At 73.7% G+C, this 18,929-nt stretch carries 15 protein-coding genes; 5 read left to right on the top strand and 10 right to left on the bottom strand.

Going from position 1 to position 18,929, the window contains the following annotated elements:
- The first annotated feature begins 220 nt into the window (after window positions 1-220).
- From AC2RP6_RS22530 to AC2RP6_RS22520, 3 genes are all read left to right on the top strand, one after another.
- Window positions 221-889 carry a bifunctional DNA primase/polymerase gene (locus AC2RP6_RS22530; RefSeq protein WP_486447815.1) on the top strand — a complete coding sequence of 223 codons (669 nt, stop codon included), beginning with the start codon at window positions 221-223 and terminating at the stop codon, window positions 887-889.
- Window positions 890-1,009: 120 nt separating this feature from the next.
- Window positions 1,010-1,852, top strand: a complete 843-nt coding sequence (locus AC2RP6_RS22525; RefSeq protein ID WP_486450407.1) for an ABC transporter ATP-binding protein — start codon at window positions 1,010-1,012, stop codon at window positions 1,850-1,852.
- Window positions 1,849-3,570, top strand: coding sequence for a transporter (locus AC2RP6_RS22520; RefSeq protein WP_486447814.1), 1,722 nt, complete (start codon window positions 1,849-1,851; stop codon window positions 3,568-3,570). The genes AC2RP6_RS22525 and AC2RP6_RS22520 overlap by 4 nt, the downstream gene beginning before the upstream one ends.
- A gap of 142 nt (window positions 3,571-3,712) precedes the next feature.
- On the opposite strand, the gene AC2RP6_RS22515 is transcribed toward AC2RP6_RS22520, so the two are convergent.
- Window positions 3,713-4,588 (bottom strand): alpha/beta fold hydrolase, encoded by an 876-nt coding sequence (locus tag AC2RP6_RS22515; protein ID WP_486447813.1) that lies wholly within the window; start codon window positions 4,586-4,588, stop codon window positions 3,713-3,715.
- 273 nt (window positions 4,589-4,861) lie between these two features.
- On the bottom strand, window positions 4,862-5,554 hold the full coding sequence (locus AC2RP6_RS22510) for an iron-dependent transcriptional repressor DtxR (RefSeq protein ID WP_030665907.1): 693 nt from the start codon (window positions 5,552-5,554) through the stop codon (window positions 4,862-4,864).
- A gap of 210 nt (window positions 5,555-5,764) precedes the next feature.
- Between AC2RP6_RS22510 and AC2RP6_RS22505 the strand changes: the two genes are divergently transcribed.
- Window positions 5,765-6,520 (top strand): SIS domain-containing protein, encoded by a 756-nt coding sequence (locus tag AC2RP6_RS22505; RefSeq protein ID WP_486447812.1) that lies wholly within the window; start codon window positions 5,765-5,767, stop codon window positions 6,518-6,520.
- Here AC2RP6_RS22505 and AC2RP6_RS22500 read toward each other — a convergent pair.
- Entirely contained in the window at window positions 6,514-7,908 is a 1,395-nt protein-coding gene (locus AC2RP6_RS22500) for a PAS domain-containing protein (protein WP_486447811.1), read from the bottom strand. The genes AC2RP6_RS22505 and AC2RP6_RS22500 overlap by 7 nt on opposite strands.
- A 428-nt stretch (window positions 7,909-8,336) precedes the next feature.
- Window positions 8,337-9,005, bottom strand: a complete 669-nt coding sequence (gene pdxH / locus AC2RP6_RS22495) for a pyridoxamine 5'-phosphate oxidase (protein WP_486447810.1) — start codon at window positions 9,003-9,005, stop codon at window positions 8,337-8,339.
- 200 nt (window positions 9,006-9,205) lie between these two features.
- Between pdxH and AC2RP6_RS22490 the strand changes: the two genes are divergently transcribed.
- On the top strand, window positions 9,206-10,312 hold the full coding sequence (locus tag AC2RP6_RS22490; RefSeq protein WP_486447809.1) for a citrate synthase 2: 1,107 nt from the start codon (window positions 9,206-9,208) through the stop codon (window positions 10,310-10,312).
- A 92-nt stretch (window positions 10,313-10,404) separates the two neighbouring features.
- Here the strand turns inward: AC2RP6_RS22490 and AC2RP6_RS22485 are convergent, their stop codons facing one another.
- The 6 genes from AC2RP6_RS22485 to AC2RP6_RS22460 form a co-directional block, all read right to left on the bottom strand.
- A complete protein-coding gene (locus tag AC2RP6_RS22485; protein WP_486447808.1) occupies window positions 10,405-11,043 on the bottom strand; it encodes a TetR/AcrR family transcriptional regulator in 639 nt (212 codons plus the stop codon).
- The gene (locus tag AC2RP6_RS22480) at window positions 11,031-11,768 is read right to left on the bottom strand and encodes an enoyl-CoA hydratase family protein (protein WP_486447807.1); all 738 of its coding nucleotides are present in this window, start codon (window positions 11,766-11,768) and stop codon (window positions 11,031-11,033) included. The genes AC2RP6_RS22485 and AC2RP6_RS22480 overlap by 13 nt, the downstream gene beginning before the upstream one ends.
- Before the next feature lie 688 nt (window positions 11,769-12,456).
- Window positions 12,457-13,617, bottom strand: a complete 1,161-nt coding sequence (locus tag AC2RP6_RS22475; RefSeq protein WP_486447806.1) for an acyl-CoA dehydrogenase family protein — start codon at window positions 13,615-13,617, stop codon at window positions 12,457-12,459.
- A complete protein-coding gene (locus tag AC2RP6_RS22470; RefSeq protein ID WP_486447805.1) occupies window positions 13,614-15,527 on the bottom strand; it encodes an acetyl/propionyl/methylcrotonyl-CoA carboxylase subunit alpha in 1,914 nt (637 codons plus the stop codon). Before AC2RP6_RS22470 ends, AC2RP6_RS22475 begins: the two co-directional genes overlap by 4 nt.
- A gap of 8 nt (window positions 15,528-15,535) precedes the next feature.
- Window positions 15,536-17,134, bottom strand: a complete 1,599-nt coding sequence (locus tag AC2RP6_RS22465; protein WP_486447804.1) for an acyl-CoA carboxylase subunit beta — start codon at window positions 17,132-17,134, stop codon at window positions 15,536-15,538.
- A complete protein-coding gene (locus tag AC2RP6_RS22460) occupies window positions 17,131-18,924 on the bottom strand; it encodes an acyclic terpene utilization AtuA family protein (protein ID WP_486450406.1) in 1,794 nt (597 codons plus the stop codon). The genes AC2RP6_RS22465 and AC2RP6_RS22460 overlap by 4 nt, the downstream gene beginning before the upstream one ends.
- Window positions 18,925-18,929 lie beyond the last annotated feature (5 nt).

The following is an 18,929-nucleotide window of genomic DNA, read 5'->3' as shown; positions in this document are numbered from 1 at the left end:
GACCGCGGGTGATCCGTTGGAATGATCACTTCCCGCCTGATGTGCGGAGAATCTTCCGCTCTGCGTCGTGTCGCTACCCAGCGACAGCGCCCCGGCCTCCTACGCGCCCCCACACATGCATCAGTGCGCCCCGTATGCAGGATCGATGCTCCGCGCGCGGGCTGGTTCACGCCCGTAACCCCGGGTGACTAGGGCAGTTGTGATGGGCGTGGAAGAGACCATGGGAGTCACGGAGACCGCACCCATCCCCAAGCAGCGCGGCGAGCAGCTGCTGGACCATGCCGTGCGGTACGCGGAAGAACGGCACTGGGATGTCTTCGCCGGCACCTGGTTGGAGCCCGGGGACGGCCGGGAGCTGTGTTCCTGCGGGGCGGCGGACTGCCCGGCTCCCGGCGCGCACCCGGCGGTGAAGGACTGGGCGGCGCACGCCACCGGCAGCGCGGTGCAGGTGCGGCGTGTGTGGGGCAAGCACCCGCAGGCGTCGATCCTGATGCCGACGGGCCGGACCTTCGACGCGCTCGACGTCCCGGACTCCGCGGGCTTCCTGGCCCTGGCCCGGCTGGAGCGGATGCAGCGCACCCTGGGGCCGGTCACGCTGACGCCCGACCACCGGATGCTCTTCTTCGTGCTGCCGGGCGCCGGGGTGAAGGTCGCGGACCTCGTGCGCAAGCTGGGGTGGTCGCCGTCCTCGCTCGACCTCGCCGCGCGCGGCGAGGGAGAGTACGTGGCCGCCCCGCCCACCCGCTACGGCGGCCGGGGCGCGGTGCAGTGGGCGCGCCGGCCCACGCCGGCGAACCGCTGGCTCCCGGACACGGAGGAGCTGATCGACGCGCTGGCCTACGCGTGCGGCAGCGAGGCGGCGGCGGAGCGCAGGCGCCGCCAGGGCTGAACTCCGCGCCCGGTGGCGGTCCGTCCGGAAACTCATGACATAAGTAACTGATGAGGCCTCTCCCCCTCCTCCTATCGTGAAGGAGGAACGACCGAGGGGGACGCGATGAGAGGCAGGCGCATGCCGGACCAGGGCGATGCGACGGGTGGAGCGGACAGGACGGATGGTGCGCGAACCGCGCCGTCCGCCGTGCGCGTGGAAGGGCTGTGGAAGCGGTTCGGCGAGCAGGTGGCCGTCGCGGGGATCGACCTGGAGCTGCCCGCGGGCAAGTTCATCGGTCTCGTGGGGCCGAACGGTGCGGGCAAGACGACCACGCTGTCGATGGTGACCGGTCTGCTGCGCCCCGACATGGGGCGGGTCGTCGTCGCGGGGCACGACGTGTGGGCCGACCCGACCGAGGTGAAGGCGCGGATCGGCGTACTGCCGGAGGGGCTGCGGCTCTTCGAGCGGCTCTCGGGGCGTGAACTGCTCGGCTACATGGGCCGGCTGCGGGGGCTCCCGGGCGAGGAGACCGACAAGCGGGCCACGCAGCTGCTGGACATCCTCGATCTCGCCGGGTCGCAGCACAAGCTGGTCGTGGACTACTCGACCGGTATGCGCAAGAAGATCGGTCTGGCGGCCGCGCTGCTGCACAACCCCGAAGTGCTGTTCCTGGACGAGCCGTTCGAGGGCGTCGACCCGGTGTCGGCGCAGACCATCCGCGGAGTGCTGGAACGTTACACCGCGTCCGGTGCCACGGTCGTCTTCTCCTCGCACGTGATGGAGCTCGTGGAGTCGCTGTGCGACTGGGTGGCCGTGATGGCCGCCGGCCGGATCCGCGCCGCGGGCCCGCTGGCGGACGTACGGGGCTCCGCGCCCTCCCTGCAGGCGGCCTTCCTCGAACTGGTCGGCGCGCAGGGGCGGGACGCGTCCGGGGACTCGCTGGACTGGCTCGGCGGCGCCTCCGGGACGGTCGCGCGATGAGCGCGCCCGCCGCCTCCGCCGGAGCCTCCGGCACCCCGGGGGTGCCTTCGGGTACGCCGTCGGGTGCGCCTTCCGGAGTGACCGGGGCGGCCGGGTCCGCCGCCGGGCGCGCCCCGTCCGCGGCGCCGACCGCATTGACCCCGATCTTCGTCCGCATCAAGCTGTCGCTGCTGCGCAACGGTCTGAAGGGCTCCTCCAAACGCAAGGCCGCCTACTTCTCGTCGCTGGCGTTCGCGCTGGTGGTCGGCTTCTTCATGACGCTGGGCCTGGGCCTGCTGCGCGGCAACGCGCACGCGGGCACCGTGGTGGTGCTGCTGGCCGCGATCCTGGCGCTCGGCTGGGCCTTCATGCCGCTGTTCTTCCCCACCGGGGACGAGACGCTGGACCCGAGCCGGCTGGTGATGCTGCCGCTGCGGCCGCGGCCCCTGGTGACGGCGCTGCTCACGTCCTCGCTCATCGGCATCGGGCCGCTGTTCACGCTGTGCCTGGCGGTCGGTTCGGTGATAGCCGTCGCGCGCGGCGCCGCGGGCGGCGTGGCCGCGGTGGTGGCCGTACCGCTGCTGCTGCTCGGCTGCGTGATCATCGCGCGGGCCGTGGCGACCGCCAACGTACGGCTGCTGACCAGCCGCAAGGGACGCGACCTGGCGGTGCTGAGCGGTCTGGTCATCGCGGTGGGCGCGCAGCTCGCCAACTTCGCCAGCCAGAGCCTCTTCCAGTCGGGCGGCCTGGCGTCGCTGGAGCCCGTCGAGGCGGTGGTGCGGTGGCTGCCGCCGGCGACCGCCGTCGGCATGGTGGACTCCGTGGGCGAGGGTGCGTACGGCAGGGCGGCCGCCCAACTGGTGCTGACCCTGGCCGCTCTGGCCGGACTGCTGTGGTTCTGGGAGCGCAGCCTGACCCGGCTGATGGTCACCCCGGACGGTTCGACGATCTCCGCTTCCGGGCCGGTCAAGGAGGGCGGGGGCGCCGGCAGCGGCTTCTGGTCGCTGCTGCCGTCCGGCCGGACGGGCGCTTCGATGCAGCGCGCCCTGCGCTACGTCGTGCGCGACCCGAAGACGAAGTCGGCGTGGGTGACGGCGCTGGCGATCGGCATGATCGTGCCGGTCTTCAACGCGCTGCAGGGCACCGGCTCCGTCTACCTCGGCAGCTTCGGTGCGGGCATGCTCGGCGTGCAGATGTACAACCAGTTCGGGCAGGACACCTCGGCGTTCTGGATGGTCGCGCAGACCATCTCCGGCACCCGGGACGCGTATGTGGAGCTGCGCGCCCGCGCCTTCGCGCTGGGCCTGGTCACCCTCCCGTACACGGTCCTCGTCACCGTGGTCACCGCCGCGCTGCTGGACGACTGGCAGGGGCTGCCGGCGGCCGTGGGCGTGGCTCTGGCCCTGCTGGGATCGATGCTGTGCACGGGAGCCCTGGCCTCGGCCCGCTTCCCGTACTCCATCCCGACGGAGGGGGCGTTCAAGAACGTCGCCCCGGGGCAGGCCGGGCTCGCCTGGGGCGGCATCCTCGGCGGGATGCTGGCGTCGGCGCTGGTGTGCGCGCCGGTGATCGCGCTGGCGGTGTGGCTGAACATGGCCGCGCACCGGGACACCTCCTGGGTCGTGCTCCCGGTCGGCGTGGCCTGGGGCTGGCTGGCGGCCTGGGCGGGGCTGCGGCTCGCGGCGCCGACGGTGGCGCGCAAGCTGCCGGAGATCCTGTCGGCGGTGAGCAAGGGCTGAGCCCGCCGAGCCGCGCCGGGAACGGGCCGGTCCCCGCCCCCTTTCGTGGGGGCGGGGACCGGCCCGTTCCCGGTGGACCGGTGTCGGCGGGCGGCGAGCAGGAGGGGGCGGCGGGTCCTGGCCGCTGCCCGGCCGGTGCGGGTCAGGGGGTGGGGGCCGGGATGTCGTCCAGGAAGGGTTCCAGGACGGCACGCCAGGCTGCCGGTTGGTCGTAGTGGAGGTAGTGGCCGGCGTCGGGGATCTCGGCGTAGCGGCCGGCCGGGAGGACGCGGACCATCTCCTGGGCCTCGGCGCGGCCCAGTTCGCCGTCGAGGCCGCGGACCACCAGGGTCGGGCAGCGGACCTGGGCCAGCTCCTCCCAGTGCGCGTCGTGGACCCAGGTCTCGCGGGCCGTCAGCATCTGGCGGCGGGAGAAGAGCGGCCGCCAGCCGTCCGGTGACTCGTGCATGACCTCGGCGAAGAAGGCGCCGCGGCCGGGGTCGGGGCGCTCCACGCGGGGGTCGTCCTCGCCGAACCAGCGGCGGGCCGCGTCCTGGGTGGGGAAGGGAAGGGGCCAGAGGTGGAACCAGTCCTCCCAATCGCGTTGGGAGGCCGCGCCGAGGGCCGAGGCCCGCATGTCGCAGATGACGAGGGCGGCGACCAGGTCCGGGCGGCGGGCGGCCAGTTGCCAGGCCGTGAGCGCTCCCATGGAGTGGCCGATGAGGATGACGGGGGCGAGGCCGAGCTGTTCGACGGCGGCTTCCGCGTCGGCCACGAAGGCTTCGCGGCCCAGGGCGGTGGGCGGGGCGGCACCGGCGGGCGGGCGGTCGCTGTGACCGTGGCCGCGCTGGTCCAGGGCGACGACGCGGCGGCGTTCGCCGAGCCAGTGGGCGGTACCGGCCCAGTGGGAGGCGCGGCCCATCAGGCCGTGCAGTAACAGCACGCCGGGGCGGGGATCTGCGTCGGGGACCGGTTCTCGGAACTGCCAGGCGGCCAGCCGGACTCCCTCGGCCCCTGTCACATCGATGCGCTGTACCACCGCAGATGCACCCCCTTCGCTCCCCGCCAGACTATCGAACCCCCATTCGAAAACGGGGTTCTCGCCCTCAACACCGCTCTTTCGAGTGACCTTGCTCAAGGATTGGCCGCCGCTGCCGATGGAGATCCTTTCAGCAGGGAGGCGGGCCGCTCGGGGAAGACGGTCCGTGGGGAAGACCTTGAGAGCTCGGGGCTCCGGGTCACACAGGGGAGGACCGGTCCCGGCGCCGCAAGGCGCCGGGACCGACCCCTACCAGGGACCGATCCGAACGGGTCAGCGCTTCGCCACGAAGACGTGCGAGGCGATCTCGGCCTCCAGCTCGGCGGCCTCACCACCGCTGCCGACCAGCACGCCCCCCGGGGACTCGGTCACGCTCACCACCGAACCGGGCTGCACTCCCGCCCTCCGCAGCGTGTACATCAGCTGGGCGTCCGTCTGGATCGGCTCACCGATCCGCCGCACGACCACCGTCTTGCCCTCGGTACCCGGGTCGAGCTCGGACAGGCTGATCATGCCGTCCTCCAGGAACGGCTCGGCCTCGGCCTTCTCGCCCAGCTCCTCCAGTCCCGGGATCGGGTTCCCGTACGGCGACTCGGTCGGGTGGCGCAGCAGCTCCAGCACCCGCCGCTCCACCGCCTCGCTCATCACGTGCTCCCAACGGCAGGCCTCGGCGTGCACCTGCTCCCACTCCAGCCCGATGACGTCGACGAGCAGGCACTCGGCGAGCCGGTGCTTGCGCATCACGCGCGTCGCCAGCCGCCGGCCCTCGTCCGTCAGCTCCAGGTGCCGGTCCGTGGCGACGGCCACCAGGCCGTCACGCTCCATGCGCGCCACCGTCTGGCTCACCGTCGGCCCGCTCTGGTCCAGCCTCTCGGCGATCCGGGCGCGCATGGGGACCACGCCTTCCTCTTCCAGCTCGAGGATGGTGCGGAGATACATCTCCGTGGTATCGATCAGTCCGGACATTCGTGCCCCTCGGATTGCGTGCGCTGGCCCTGTCCCCAATTCTGACGCATCGGGCGGACAACCGTCCCGTGCCGTGGGTCAAGACCGCTCCCGAACGCCCCCCGGGCCTTCGGACACCGGATTGACGGCCGTATTGACACGCCCTTGGTCCAGACCGCACGGTGAGCGGCGGACACGGACGCACCCCACCCCTGGAAGGGCCTTCGGCGTATGAGCGAGAGCAAGCTGGCCGGTCAGTTCTTCGACGCCGCCATCGGCCTCCTGGAGCGGGTCAGGGACGAGGAGGCCCCGCGCATCGCCGAGGCCGGCACCCTCGTCGCCGACGCCGTCGCCGCCGGCAACCGCCTCTTCGCCTTCGGCGCCGGCCACTCCTCCCTCCCCGCCCAGGACGTCGTCTACCGGGCAGGCGGCCTCGCACTGATGAACTTCCTCGCCGTCCCCGGCACCGCCGGCGTCGACGTCATGCCCGCCACCCTGGGCAGCGCCCTGGAACGCGTCGACGGCCTCGCCGGCGCCGTCCTCGACAGCAGCCCCGCCTCCGACGGCGACGTCCTCGTGATCATCTCCCTCTCCGGGCGCAACGCCCTGCCCGTCGAGATGGCCATGAACGCCCGCGCCATCGGCCTCAAGGTCATCGGCGTCACCTCGGTCGCGTACGCCACCGACACCCGCTCGCGCCACGTCTCCGGCACCTTCCTCAAGGACCACTGCGACGTCGTCCTCGACAGCAAGATCGCGGTCGGGGACGCCGAGCTGAGCCTCGACGGCATCGACGCCCCCTTCGCCCCCGCCTCCACCGTCGTCACCAGCGCGATCATGCAGGCGGTGATGGCCACGGCCGCCGGTGAACTCGCCGCCCGCGGCCTGGAGCCCCCGCTGCTGCGCTCCGGCAACGTCGACGGCGGCCACGAGTGGAACGGCCGGGTCATGCAGGAGTACGGCGACCGGATCTTCTTCCGTCACTGACCACCCGCCCCGGGGCCGGCCCCGGAGTCGGCTCCGCGGTCCGCCCCCGGGTCGGCTCCGCGGTCCGCCCCGGAGCCCGCCGCCCCCCGTCCCGTCGCGAGGTCCAGGTCCGCCGCCACGCGGGCCGCGACCTCCTCCGCGTACGCCGCGTCCGCCCGCTCGAACGCCGCCCGCGAGGGCCCGCGCAGGAACGTCAGCGCCCCCAGGGTCCGGCCCCGGCTGCGCAGCACCGTGCACAGCACGTGCGCGGCGCCCTCGGGCCACTGCCGGGCCCGCGCCCACTCCGCGTCCGCCTCGCCCCGCGGGGCGCTGGTGCGCACCGAGCCGATCCGGTCCAGCGCCTGCAGCGCCGGGTGCCCGGCCGCGTACCGCACGGGGATCGAACCGGGCCCGGGCAGCGCGGGCGGCGACGCCGCGCACCGTACGAGCCTGCGCCGCTCGGAGTCGGCCGCGGGGGCCAGCACGTCGAGCAGCGCGTGCTCGGCGAAACCGGCGAGCGCGAAGTCCAGCCGTACGGCGGCCGCCTCCGCCGGGTCCTCGCACTCGGCGGCGGCCCGCCCCGCCCGGTGCAGCTGGTGGGAACGGAACCGTGCCTGCGCTGCGTCGAGCTGCTCCTGCCGTGCCTCGGTGACGTCCTGGAGCAGCCAGCCGACGCCCAGCGGCACCGGTTCCTCCGCGAGCGGCGAGGCCAGGCGCACGAACCCGCAGCGCCAGCACCGGCGCCGTACGCCCTCCGCCGTGCGCACCGACACCCACATCTCCACGGGCGCGGGCGGCGCTCCCTCCGCGAGCACGTGCTGGAGCGCGCCCTCCAGCTCCTCCACCCCCTGGGTCAGCAGCTCCCCGAGGGGCCGGCCGAGCACGGCGGTGCGGCCGGTGCCGAAGGCCCGTGCGGCGTGCGCGTTGACCACGGCGGGCCGCAGGTCGACGTCGACGAGGACGACACCCCAGGAGGCGTCCTCCATCAGGGCCTCGCTCAGGGCGATGGACCGCTCCAGGTCGATCTGCGCGTGCACCTCGCTGAAGGCGCAGTACACCCCGGCGGGCGAGCCGTCCGCGGCCGGCACCCCCGCCGACTGCGTCCGTACGAGGACGCGCCCGCCGTCCTTGGTGAGCAGGGCGAACTCGTGGACCTGCCGCCCGGGCACGTGCTGGGCCGACATCAGTCTGTCCTGGACGTCCTGCGCGTCGGCGGCCCGCACCGCCCATCCCTCGAACCCCTTGCGTCCCACGGCCTCGGCCGCGGACCAGCCCAGGATCCGCTCGGCCTCGCGGTTCCAGTGGGTGATCACCCCGTCGGAGTCGAAGGCGCACAGCGCGGCGTCCATCCCGTCCAGCAGCGCGGCGAGCAGATCGTCGGTGGTCTCGTCACGTCCGGAAGCACTCACCTGGAACCCCCAGCAGGTGTTGGCGTATGCGGCACGTCAGATCATTGAACTCGAACGTGACCCACACCACACCGCTTTCGCCGGATTGGGGACGCGAAATAAAACGGTTGTGGCCGTCGTCGTGCCTGCCTAGGCTCTGAGGTACACGAGAAGGGAGGTGGTTCCCGCAATGTACGGAAACCGGACGCGTGAGGTGGCTGCGGGCTAGGGCCCGTCGTCAGCAACGCACCCAGTGCGGTGCCCGGCGGATCGCCCGGCGCCAATCCCAAGCAGTCACCCGACCCGCGGGCTCGCCGGCACGTCCGGCCGGCTCCTCTCACTGCAGGAGAGGAACCCGAGCCCGCGGGTCGTCTGCTTTTCCCGCGCGGGCACGGGCTGAGGCCCGCGGGCAGGGGCTGAGGTCCGCGGGCACGGGCTGAGGCCAGGGGCTACGGGCAGAGCCGTTCCAGGCGCCACTTCTCGCCCTCCAGGACGTAGCGCAACCGGTCGTGCAGCCGGTTCTCGTGGCCCTGCCAGAACTCGATCTCCTGCGGCACCACCCGCAGCCCGCCCCACTCCGGCGGGACCGGGACCTGCTCGCCCTCGTCCTCCGGGTAGCGCGCGGCCAGCTCGGCGTAGCGGCGGTCCAGCTCCGCGCGGGAACCGATCACGCTCGACTGCTCGCTCGCCCAGGCGCCCAGCTGCGAGCCGTGCGGCCGGGAGCGGAAGTACGCCGCCGTCTCGTCGCGACCGATACGGGACGCCGTGCCGGTGACGATCACCTGGCGGGCGATGGGGTGCCAGGGAAAGAGCAGCGCGACGTGCGGGTTCCCGGCGATCTCCCGCCCCTTGCGGGACCCGTAGTTGGTGAAGAACACGAAGCCCCGGCTGTCGAACTGCTTCAGCAGCACGGTGCGCGAGCTGGGCCGTCCGTCGGGGGTGGCCGTCGAGACGACCATGGCGTTCGGTTCGAAGAGGTGCGAGTCGGCCGCCTGCTGGAACCACCGGGCGAACTGCTCCATGGGGTCCTCGGCGAGGCTCTCCTCGTGGACGATCTCCGAGCGGTACTGCTTGCGCATCATGGCGGGGTCAATGTCCTGATCGGTCACGCCAGCCATCCTGCCGCAGGTGGACCGGCGGCGGTGTGCCGTATGTCACGCTTCCGCAGGCGGGGCGCAGCCGCCAAAATCTTGGGGCCGGTCCGAAGGCCCCCGCACGGGTGACCATCGGCCGTGCCGGGCATCAACGGGGATGACCGCGCCGGACCGCGAGTCACGCCGGGAGCCGCGCGTGTTCGCACTATCTGAGGAGCCGCCTGATGTCCGACTTCGTACCCGGGCTCGAAGGGGTCGTCGCGTTCGAGACGGAGATCGCCGAACCCGACAAGGAAGGCGGATCGCTCCGCTACCGGGGCGTCGACATCGAAGACCTCGTCGGCCACGTCTCCTTCGGGAACGTCTGGGGCCTGCTGGTCGACGGTGCCTTCAACCCCGGCCTGCCGGCCGCCGAGCCCTTCCCCATCCCGGTCCACTCCGGTGACATCCGGGTGGACGTGCAGTCGGCGCTGGCGATGCTCGCCCCCGTATGGGGTCTGAAACCGCTGCTCGACATCGACGTGCAGACCGCCCGCGACGACCTGGCGCGCGCGGCCGTGATGGCGCTGTCGTACGTCGCCCAGTCCGCCCGCGGCCAGGGCCTGCCCATGGTCCCGCAGCGCGAGATCGACAAGGCCGGGTCCGTCGTCGAGCGGTTCATGATCCGCTGGCGGGGGGAGCCGGACCCGAAGCACGTCAAGGCCGTCGACGCGTACTGGACGTCCGCCGCCGAGCACGGCATGAACGCCTCCACGTTCACCGCGCGCGTCATCGCCTCCACCGGCGCGGACGTGGCCGCCGCCCTCTCCGGCGCCGTCGGCGCCATGTCGGGGCCGCTGCACGGCGGGGCGCCGTCCCGCGTGCTCGGCATGATCGAGGAGATCGAGCGCACCGGCGACGCCGTGGCGTACGTGAAGAAGGCCCTCGACAAGGGCGAACGCCTCATGGGCTTCGGGCACCGCGTCTACCGCGCCGAGGACCCTCGCGCCCGCGTGCTGCGGCGCACCGCCAAGGAGCTGGACGCGCCGCGCTACGAGGTGGCCGCCGCGCTGGAGAAGGCCGCTCTGGAGGAGCTGCACGCGCGCCGCCCCGACCGGGTGCTCGCCACCAACGTGGAGTTCTGGGCCGCGATCATGCTGGACTTCGCGGAGGTCCCGGCGCACATGTTCACCTCCATGTTCAGCTGCGCCCGTACCGCCGGCTGGTCGGCGCACATCCTGGAGCAGAAGCGCACGGGCCGCCTGGTGCGCCCGTCGGCCCGCTACACCGGGCCGGGCCGCCGCAACCCGCAGGAGATCGAGGGCTACGCCGACATCGCCGACACCGCCTGACGGCCCGCCCGCCCGCCGTACCGCGCAGGGGCGCCGCGTCCCGGATCGACTCCGGGGCGCGGCGCCCCTGCCGCGTTCCCGGCCCGGCCGGCTCAGCCCAGGGTCGTGTCGAGGATCCGGGACCACTGGGCCACGACGCGGGCCCGGCGGGCGGCGTCGTCGGTCAGTACGTTCGCCAGGCCCAGGCCGCGGGCCATGTCCAGGAGACCCTGCACGGTCTCCCGTACGCCCGGTACGGACTCGTCGGCGCCCAGCAGTTCGACGGCGATGCGGTGGGTCTCGCGGCCGACGCGGGCCTCCAGCTCGGTGACCCGGGGGCGCAGCTGCTCCTCGTTGGAGGCGGCGACCCACAGCTGGAGGGCGGCCCGGAACAGGGCGCCCGTGTACAGGTCGACCAGCGCCTCCACCACGGCCGGGCGGGCGGCCGGGCCGGCGTGGAAGAGGTCGCGCAGGGCGGTGGAGCGTTCCTCGGCCACGTACTCGACGGCGGCGGTGAACAGGTCCTCGCGCGTCGGGAAGTGGTGCTGCGCCGCTCCGCGGGAGACGCCGGCGCGTTCGGCGACGGCGGAGACGGTGGATCCGGCCCAGCCGTGCTCGGCGAGGCAGGACACGGCCGCCTCCAGGAGGTGGCGCCGGGTGACGCGGCTGCGCGCCTGCTTGGGGCCGGTGGCCGTGGCGGGGGCGGCCGTGGCGGGGGCGGCCGTGGCGGGGTGGTCGGTCACAGGGCCCATGACGGGTCCCGGCGCTCGAAGCGGGCGGTGATGCCCTCACGGGCCTCGGCGGAGGCGAAGTGGTGCGCGGACAGGTCGGTGAGGGCGGTGCCGTCCTGGGCGAGGGCCGCGCGCACGGGGGCGGTGACCAGTCGCTTGGTCGCGGCGAGGGCCTCGGGACCGGCCTTGCGCAGGCCGTCGAGGACGGGCGCGAGGACCTCGTCGACGTCGTCCCCGTGGAGGGTGAGCAGACCGATCCGTGCGGCCTCGGCGGCGTCGAAGGCTTCGGCGGTCAGGAAGTACCGGGCCGCGGCGCGCGGGTCCATGCGGGGCAGGAGCGGCGCGGAGATGACGGCGGGGACCACGCCGAGGTGGGTCTCCGTGAAGGCGTACGAGGACTGCGGCCCGGCGGCGGCGACGTCGCAGACCCCGAGCAGGCCGAGGCCGCCGGCCCGGACGTGGCCGGTGACGCGGGCGACGACGGGCTTGGGCAGCTCGGCGATCTCGCGGAGCAGACCCACGAAGTCGGCCGGGTCGAAGGGGGACTTGAGGTCGGCCCCGGAGCAGAACGTGCCGCCGGTGTGCGTGAGGACGACGGCCCGCGCGGCAGGATCGGCGCCGGCCGCGGCGAAGGCGGCGCGGAGTGCGGCGACGAGTTCGGCGGAGAGGGCGTTGCGGTTGGCCGGGGAGTCGAGGGTGAGTGTGGTGACTCCGGCCGCCGTGGTGGCGTGGACGGGTGTGGCCATGGCTCCTCCGGAGCGGTTCGGCGGGTGTTCGGGGTCCTCCGGGCCGAGCGTATGTCCTCCCGGAGGGCGGCCGGGGTACGGGTGCGGCCCCCCTGCGGTCGGCTTGGCGTGTGCGGGCCGGTGCCCGGGGCTCGGCGTGTGCGGGCCGATGCCCGGGCGCTGCCCGGACCCGCGCCTCAAACGCCGGCGGGGCTGGATCGTCGGTCCGGGTCGGCCTGGACGGTGCGGGGTGCCGCGGCGGGGTGTCTCCTCGGCTCGGCGCGTGCGGGCCATCGCGGTGGTGCCCGGGGGTCGCGCGCTCGTCCTGCGGGGACACCCCGCCCCGTCCCCCCTCCCCTCACGCCACCGGCGGGGTGGGGACACGCAGGAGGGTCCCCGCAGGACGAGGCGCGACCCCCGGGTACAGCCGCGAACCGCCCGCACGCGCCGAGCCGAGGAGATCCTCGTGCGGGGCACCACCCCACACCGAGACCCCGCCCAACCAGCCCCGCCGGCGTTTGAGGCGCGGGTCCGGGCAGCGCCCGGAACACCGGCCCGCACACGCCGAGCCGCCCGCAGGGCACACCGCGCGGGTCCGGGCAGCGCCCGGGACACCGGCCCGCACCGCCGAGCCGACCGCAGGGCGCACCGCGCGGGTCCGGGCAGAGACTGGGGCACCCGCCCGCACCGCCGAGCCGACCGCGGGGGGTCAGTAGGACTTGGGGAGGCCCAGCGTTTGGTGGCTGACGAAGTTGAGGATCATCTCGCGGCTGACGGGGGCGATGCGGGCCACGCGGGAGGCCGTGATGAGGGAGCCGAGGCCGTATTCGCGGGTGAGGCCGTTGCCGCCCAGGGTGTGGACGGACTGGTCCACGGCCCGGACGCACGCCTCCCCCGCCGCGTACTTCGCCATGTTCGCGGCCTCGCCCGCGCCCATGTCGTCGCCCGCGTCGTACAGCTGGGCCGCCTTCGACATCATCAGGCGGGCCAGTTCCAGTTCGATGTGCGCCTGGGCCAGCGGGTGGGCGACGGCTTGGTGGGCTCCGATCGGCTCCTTCCAGACCTGCCGGGTCTTCGCGTACTCGACGGCCCGGCCGAGGGCGTAGCGGCCCATGCCGATGGCGAAGGCGGCGGTCATGATGCGTTCGGGGTTGAGGCCGGCGAAGAGCTGGAGCAGGCCGGCGTCCTCGTCGCCGACCAGCGCGGAGGAGGGCAGGCGGATCTCGTCCAGGGTCAGTTCGAACTGCTTCTCCGCCGCCTGGAGTTCCATGTCGATGACGGACCGGCCGAAGCCAGGGGTGTCGCGCGGGACGATGAACAGGCAGGGCTTGAGGCGCCCGGTGCGGGCGTCTTCGGTGCGGCCGACGATGAGGGTGGCGTCGGCGATGTCCACGCCGGAGATGAAGACCTTGCGGCCGGTGAGGATCCAGTCGTCGCCGTCGCGGCGGGCCGTGGTGGTGATGCGGTGGGAGTTGGACCCGGCGTCGGGTTCGGTGATGCCGAAGGCCATGGTGCGGCTGCCGTCGGCGAGGCCGGGGAGCCAGGTCCGCTTCTGTTCGTCCGTGCCGAAGCGGGCGATGACCGTGCCGCAGATGGCGGGCGAGACGACCATCATCAGGAGGGGGCAGCCCGCCGCTCCGAGTTCCTCCAGGACGATGGAGAGTTCGGTGATGCCGCCGCCTCCTCCGCCGTACTCCTCGGGGAGGTTCACGCCGAGGTAGCCGAGCTTGGCGGCATCGGCCCAGAGTTCGTCGGGGTGGCCGCCCTCGCGGGCGACGCGGGCGAGGTACTCGCGGCCGTAGCGCTGTCCGAGGGCGGCGACGGCCGTGCGCAGGGCCTTGTGTTCGGCGGATTCGACGGTGGAGCTCATGGCTGCGGTTCCTCCTGGACTACGGCGAGCAGGGCGCCGAATTCGACCTGTTGGCCGGTGACGGCGTGGAGCGCGGTGAGCGTGCCGGAGGCCGGAGCGAGGATGCGGTGCTCCATCTTCATGGCCTCCAGCCAGAGCAGGGGCTGCCCGACGGTGACCGGGCTGCCGGGGGCGAGGCCGTCGGCCACGCGGACGACGGTGCCGGGCATGGGGGCGAACAGAGAGCCCGGTTCGGTGCGGTCCTGGGGGTCGGGGAAACGCGGGACGGGGGTGAGGGTGTGGGATCCGAGGGCGGAGTCGACGTAGACCTCGGTGTTGTTCGAATTGCGTTTCACGTGGAACATCCGCCGGATGCCGTCGACTTCAAGGGTGACGAGGTGCCGTTCGACGGACAGGACGCGAACGCCCGGGTGGTCGACGGGCCGGTACTGGACCTCGTACTCGGTGCCGGCGCAGGTGTAGCGGCGGGTCTGCGGCTGGGAGCGGAGGTTGCGCCAGCCGCCGAGGCGGGCGGCGAGGGAGGCCTCCGGGGCGGGGGCGGCTTCGGCGAGTGCGGCGGCGAGGGCGGCCGTGCCGGCGTCCGGGACGTCCGCGGTGAGGGTGGCGAGGTGGCGTTCGTAGAAGCCGGTGTCGAGCTGTGCGGCGGTGAACTCCGGGTGGCGCAGGGAGCGCACGAGGAGGTCGCGGTTGGTGGTGAGCCCGTGGACGCGGGCTGCGGCGAGGGCGTGGGCGAGGGCACGGACGGCCTCGGCGCGCGTGGGGGCGTGGGCGACGACCTTGGCCAGCATGGGGTCGTAGTGGATGCCGACGGTGTCGCCGTCGCTGAAGCCGGTGTCGACGCGGACCCGGCCGGGGAGGTCGAGGGTGTGCAGGACACCGGTCTGGGGGCGCCAGTCCTGGGCGGGGTCCTCGGCGTAGAGGCGGGCTTCGACGGCGTGGCCGGTAGGCTCCGGCGGTGTCGGGGGCAGCGCGGCGCCCTCGGCGAGTCGTAGTTGCAGGGCGACCAGGTCGAGGCCGAAAACGGCTTCGGTGACGGGGTGCTCGACCTGGAGGCGGGTGTTCATCTCCAGGAAGTACGGGCGGCCGTCGGCGGTGACGAGGAACTCCACGGTGCCCGCTCCGCGGTAGGAGACGGTGCGGGCGGCGGCGACGGCCGCGGCGTGCAGGCTCTCGCGGAGGGGCTCCGGCAGGCCGGGCGCCGGGGCCTCCTCGATGACCTTCTGGTGGCGGCGCTGGAGGGAGCAGTCCCGGGTGCCGAGGGCCCACACGGCGCCGTGGGCGTCGGCGAGGATCTGCACCTCGACGTGGCGGCCGCGTTCGACGTAGGGCTCGGCGAAGACCTCGCCGTCGCCGAACGCGGAGGCCGCTTCGGCGGACGCGGCGTGGAGGGCCTCCTTGAGGGCGGCCAGGTCGCGGACCACGCGCATGCCGCGCCCGCCTCCGCCGGCGGCCGCCTTGAGCAGGAGCGGCAGGTCGGCGGAGGTGGCGGTGGCCGGGTCGACGGGGTCGAGGAGCGGGACGCCGGCGGCGCGCATCAGGTCCTTGGCCCGGGTCTTGGAGGCCATGGCCTCGATGGCCTCGGGGGGCGGGCCGATCCAGGTCAGGCCGGAGTCCTGGACCTGGCGGGCGAAGTCGGCGTTCTCGGAGAGGAAGCCGTAGCCGGGGTGGACGGCGTCGGCTCCGGCGGCGAGGGCGGCCTTGATGACCAGGTCCCCGCGCAGGTAGGTGTCGGCGGGGGCCGCGCCCGGGAGGCGTACGGCGGCGTCGGCGGTGCGGACGTGCAGGGCGTCGGCGTCGGGGTCGGAGTGGACGGCGACGGTGGCCAGGCCCAGGTCGCGGGCGGTGCGGAAGATCCGTACGGCGATCTCGCCCCGGTTGGCGACGAGCAGGGAGCTGATCTGAGGGGTCATGTGCGGGCTCACATCCGGAAGACGCCGAAGCCGCCACGGGCGCCCTCGACGGGGGCGTTGTGGACGGCCGACAGGCACAGGCCGAGGACGGTACGGGTGTCGCGCGGGTCGATGACCCCGTCGTCGTACAGCCGCCCGGACAGGAACATGGGGAGGGACTCGGATTCGATCTGCGCCTCGACGAAGGCCCGCATCCCGGCGTCCTGTTCCTCGTCGTACGGGAGTCCCTTGGCCGCGGCGGACTGCCGGGACACGATGGAGAGGACTCCGGCGAGCTGCTGGGGGCCCATGACGGCGGACTTGGCGCTGGGCCACGCGAAGAGGAAGCGGGGTTCGTAGGCGCGGCCGCACATGCCGTAGTGGCCGGCGCCGTAGCTGGCGCCGATGAGCACGGACAGGTGCGGGACCTTCGAGTTGGAGACGGCGTTGATCATCATCGAGCCGTGTTTGACGATGCCGCCCTGCTCGTACTCCTTGCCGACCATGTAGCCGGTGGTGTTGTGGAGGAAGAGGAGCGGGACGTCGCGCTGGTTGGCGAGCTGGATGAACTGCGCGGCCTTCTGGGACTCGGCGCTGAACAGCACGCCCTGGGCGTTGGCCAGGATGCCGACCGGGTAGCCGTGGAGGGTGGCCCAGCCGGTGACGAGGCTGGTGCCGTAGAGCGGCTTGAACTCGTCGAAGTCGGAGGCGTCGACGATGCGGGCGATGACCTCGCGCGGGTCGAAGGGGGTCTTGAGGTCGGGCGGGACGATCCCGAGGAGTTCCTCCGGGTCGTAGAGGGGCTCCTCGGCCTTCGGCGGGTCCTGGTGCGGCTTGCGGTGGTTCAGGCGGGCCACGATGCGGCGGGCCTGGCGGATGGCGTCGTACTCGTCGAGGGCGTAGTGGTCGGCGAGTCCGGAGGTGCGGGCGTGCATGTCGGCGCCGCCGAGGGACTCGTCGTCGCTCTCCTCGCCGGTGGCCATCTTGACCAGGGGCGGGCCGCCGAGGAACACCTTGGAACGGTCCTTGATCATGACGGTGTGGTCGGACATGCCGGGGATGTACGCGCCTCCGGCGGTGGAGTTGCCGAAGACGACAGCGACGGTCGGGATGCCGTCGGCCGAGAGCCGTGTGAGGTCGCGGAAGATCGCGCCGCCCGGGATGAAGATCTCCTTCTGGGAGGGCAGGTCGGCGCCGCCGGACTCCACGAGGCTGATGACGGGGAGGCGGTTCTGCCGGGCGATCTCGTTGGCCCGCAGTGCCTTCTTCAGTGTCCAGGGGTTGCTGGCGCCGCCGCGGACGGTGGGGTCGTTGGCGGTGACCAGGCATTCGACGCCCTCGACCGTGCCGATGCCGGTCACCATGGACGCGCCGACGGGGTAGTCACTGCCCCACGCGGCGAGCGGGGACAGCTCCAGGAACGGGGTGTCGGGGTCGAGGAGCAGCTCGACGCGCTCGCGCGCCAGGAGCTTGCCGCGCTTCTTGTGGCGGGCCGTGTACGTGGCCCCGCCGCCCTGAAGGGCCTTGGCGTGCTCGGCGTCGAGGGCGTCGAGGCGCTCCAGGGCGGCGGTACGGGCGCTGGTGTGCTCGGGGGCGTGCGGGTCGACGGTGGTGCGCAGGCGGGTCATGGGCCGGTCCCCTCCGGGGCGGGTGCGGGGCCCTGGGCGGGCTGCGGGGCGGATACGGGCGCGGGGCCGGGGCCCTGGGCGGGCTGCGGGGCGGGGGGCAGGAGGTCGGCGGGGATGTCGAGGTGGCGGGCGCGCAGCCATTCGCCGAGGGCCTTGGCCTGGGGGTCGAAGCGGTGGCCGGAGGCGACGCCGTCGCCGAGGACGCCGGTGACGGTGAAGTTCAGAGCGCGGAGGTTGGGCAGTTCGTGCCGGTGCACGGCGAGGCCGCGGGTCTCGGGGAGCAGGGCCTGGAAGCGGTCGACAGTGAGGGTGTCGCGCAGCCAGTGCCAGGCGGGGCCGGACCGGGTCCAGACGCCGACGTTGGCGTCGCCTCCCTTGTCTCCGCTGCGGGCCCCGGCCAGCGCCCCGAGTGGGGCGCGGACGGTCTCCCGGGGCTCCGCCCCGGACCCGGCGGGGGCTGCGCCCCCGGACCCCCGCGCCTCGAACGCCGGCGAGGCTGATGGTGCGGCGGGCTCCGGCGAAGGCGGGGGCGCACCGGGCGCGTCCGGCGGGGCTGGAGATGCGCCCGGCGGGGTGGGAACTGCGGCCGGGATCGGGAGGCGGGTGCCGTTCGGGAGGACTGCGGTGTGGGGGACGGACGTGGCCGGGGCGGAGGTCGAGGCGAAGACGCCGTACGGCTGGGCCGGGCCGGGCGGGGTGGTGACGTGGAAGCCCGGGTAGCTGCCGAGGGCCAGTTCGACGGCGGCCGAGGTCAGGGCGCGGCCCACCCGGTCCGGGGACGGGTCGCGGACCACCAGGCGCAGCAGGGCGCTCGCCGTCTCCTCCGTGTCGGCGTCCTCGTGGTCGGTACGGGCCAGGGTCCAGGTGGCGTCGGCGACGCCCTCCAGGGTGTCGGCGAGCTGGGCGCGCACGAGGTCCGCCTTCGCCTCGATGTCCAGGCCGGTCAGGACGAAGACCACCTCGTTGCGCCAGCCGCCGATCCGGGTCACGCCCACCTTGAGGGTCGACGGCGGCCGCTCCCCGCGCACTCCGGAGATCCGCACCCGGTCGGGGCCGTCGTCGGTGAGCCGGACCGTGTCCAGGCGCGCGGTCACGTCGGGGCCCAGGTAGCGGACGCCCTGGGTTTCGTACAGGAGTTGTGCGGTGACCGTGCCCGCCGAGACCACCCCTCCGGTCCCCGGATGCTTGGTGATGACGGCGGAGCCGTCCGCGGAGATCTCCGCGAGCGGGAAGCCGGGGCGGCGGACGTCGTGGGCGGTGAAGAAGGAGTAGTTGCCTCCGGTGGCCTGGGTGCCGCACTCCAGGACGTGGCCCGCGACCACCGCTCCCGCCAGCCGGTCGTATTCCTCCGGCGCCCAGTCGAACCACCAGGCCGCGGGACCGCTGACCAGCGCCGCGTCCGTGACCCGGCCGGTGACGACCACGTCGGCGCCGGCCCGCAGGCAGGCGGTGATCCCGGCGCCGCCGAGGTAGGCGTTGGCCGTCAGGGCTCCGGCCTCGCGGGCGGCGAGGTCGTCGCCCTCGACGTGCGCCACCGAGACGGGCACGCCCACCTTGGCCGCCAGCGCCCGTACCGCGTCGGCGAGTCCCGCCGGGTTGAGGCCGCCGGCATTGGTGACGATCCGTACGCCCCGCTCGTGCGCGAGGCCGAGTCCCTCCTCCAGCTGGCGCAGGAAGGTCTTGGCGTAGCCGAGGTCCGGGTTCTTCAGCCGGTCCCGGCCCAGGATCAGCATGGTCAGCTCGGCGAGGTAGTCCCCGGTCAGTACGTCCAGCGGCCCGCCGGTGAGCATGTCGT

The organism is Streptomyces sp. WAC03905, from assembly GCF_057371075.1.
Note: the sequence above shows the minus strand (reverse complement) of the source record. Positions and strands in the feature narration are given on the sequence as shown.

Coding starts and splice junctions, on each gene's coding strand:
- AC2RP6_RS22530 (WP_486447815.1), top strand. CDS start 221: ATGGGAGTCACGGAGACCGCACCCATCCCCAAGCAGCGCGGCGAGCAG.
- AC2RP6_RS22525 (WP_486450407.1), top strand. CDS start 1,010: ATGCCGGACCAGGGCGATGCGACGGGTGGAGCGGACAGGACGGATGGT.
- AC2RP6_RS22520 (WP_486447814.1), top strand. CDS start 1,849: ATGAGCGCGCCCGCCGCCTCCGCCGGAGCCTCCGGCACCCCGGGGGTG.
- AC2RP6_RS22510 (WP_030665907.1), bottom strand. CDS start 5,554: ATGTCCGGACTGATCGATACCACGGAGATGTATCTCCGCACCATCCTC.
- AC2RP6_RS22505 (WP_486447812.1), top strand. CDS start 5,765: ATGAGCGAGAGCAAGCTGGCCGGTCAGTTCTTCGACGCCGCCATCGGC.
- pdxH (WP_486447810.1), bottom strand. CDS start 9,005: ATGGCTGGCGTGACCGATCAGGACATTGACCCCGCCATGATGCGCAAG.
- AC2RP6_RS22490 (WP_486447809.1), top strand. CDS start 9,206: ATGTCCGACTTCGTACCCGGGCTCGAAGGGGTCGTCGCGTTCGAGACG.
- AC2RP6_RS22485 (WP_486447808.1), bottom strand. CDS start 11,043: ATGGGCCCTGTGACCGACCACCCCGCCACGGCCGCCCCCGCCACGGCC.
- AC2RP6_RS22480 (WP_486447807.1), bottom strand. CDS start 11,768: ATGGCCACACCCGTCCACGCCACCACGGCGGCCGGAGTCACCACACTC.
- AC2RP6_RS22475 (WP_486447806.1), bottom strand. CDS start 13,617: ATGAGCTCCACCGTCGAATCCGCCGAACACAAGGCCCTGCGCACGGCC.
- AC2RP6_RS22470 (WP_486447805.1), bottom strand. CDS start 15,527: ATGACCCCTCAGATCAGCTCCCTGCTCGTCGCCAACCGGGGCGAGATC.
- AC2RP6_RS22465 (WP_486447804.1), bottom strand. CDS start 17,134: ATGACCCGCCTGCGCACCACCGTCGACCCGCACGCCCCCGAGCACACC.
- AC2RP6_RS22460 (WP_486450406.1), bottom strand. CDS start 18,924: ATGCTCACCGGCGGGCCGCTGGACGTACTGACCGGGGACTACCTCGCC.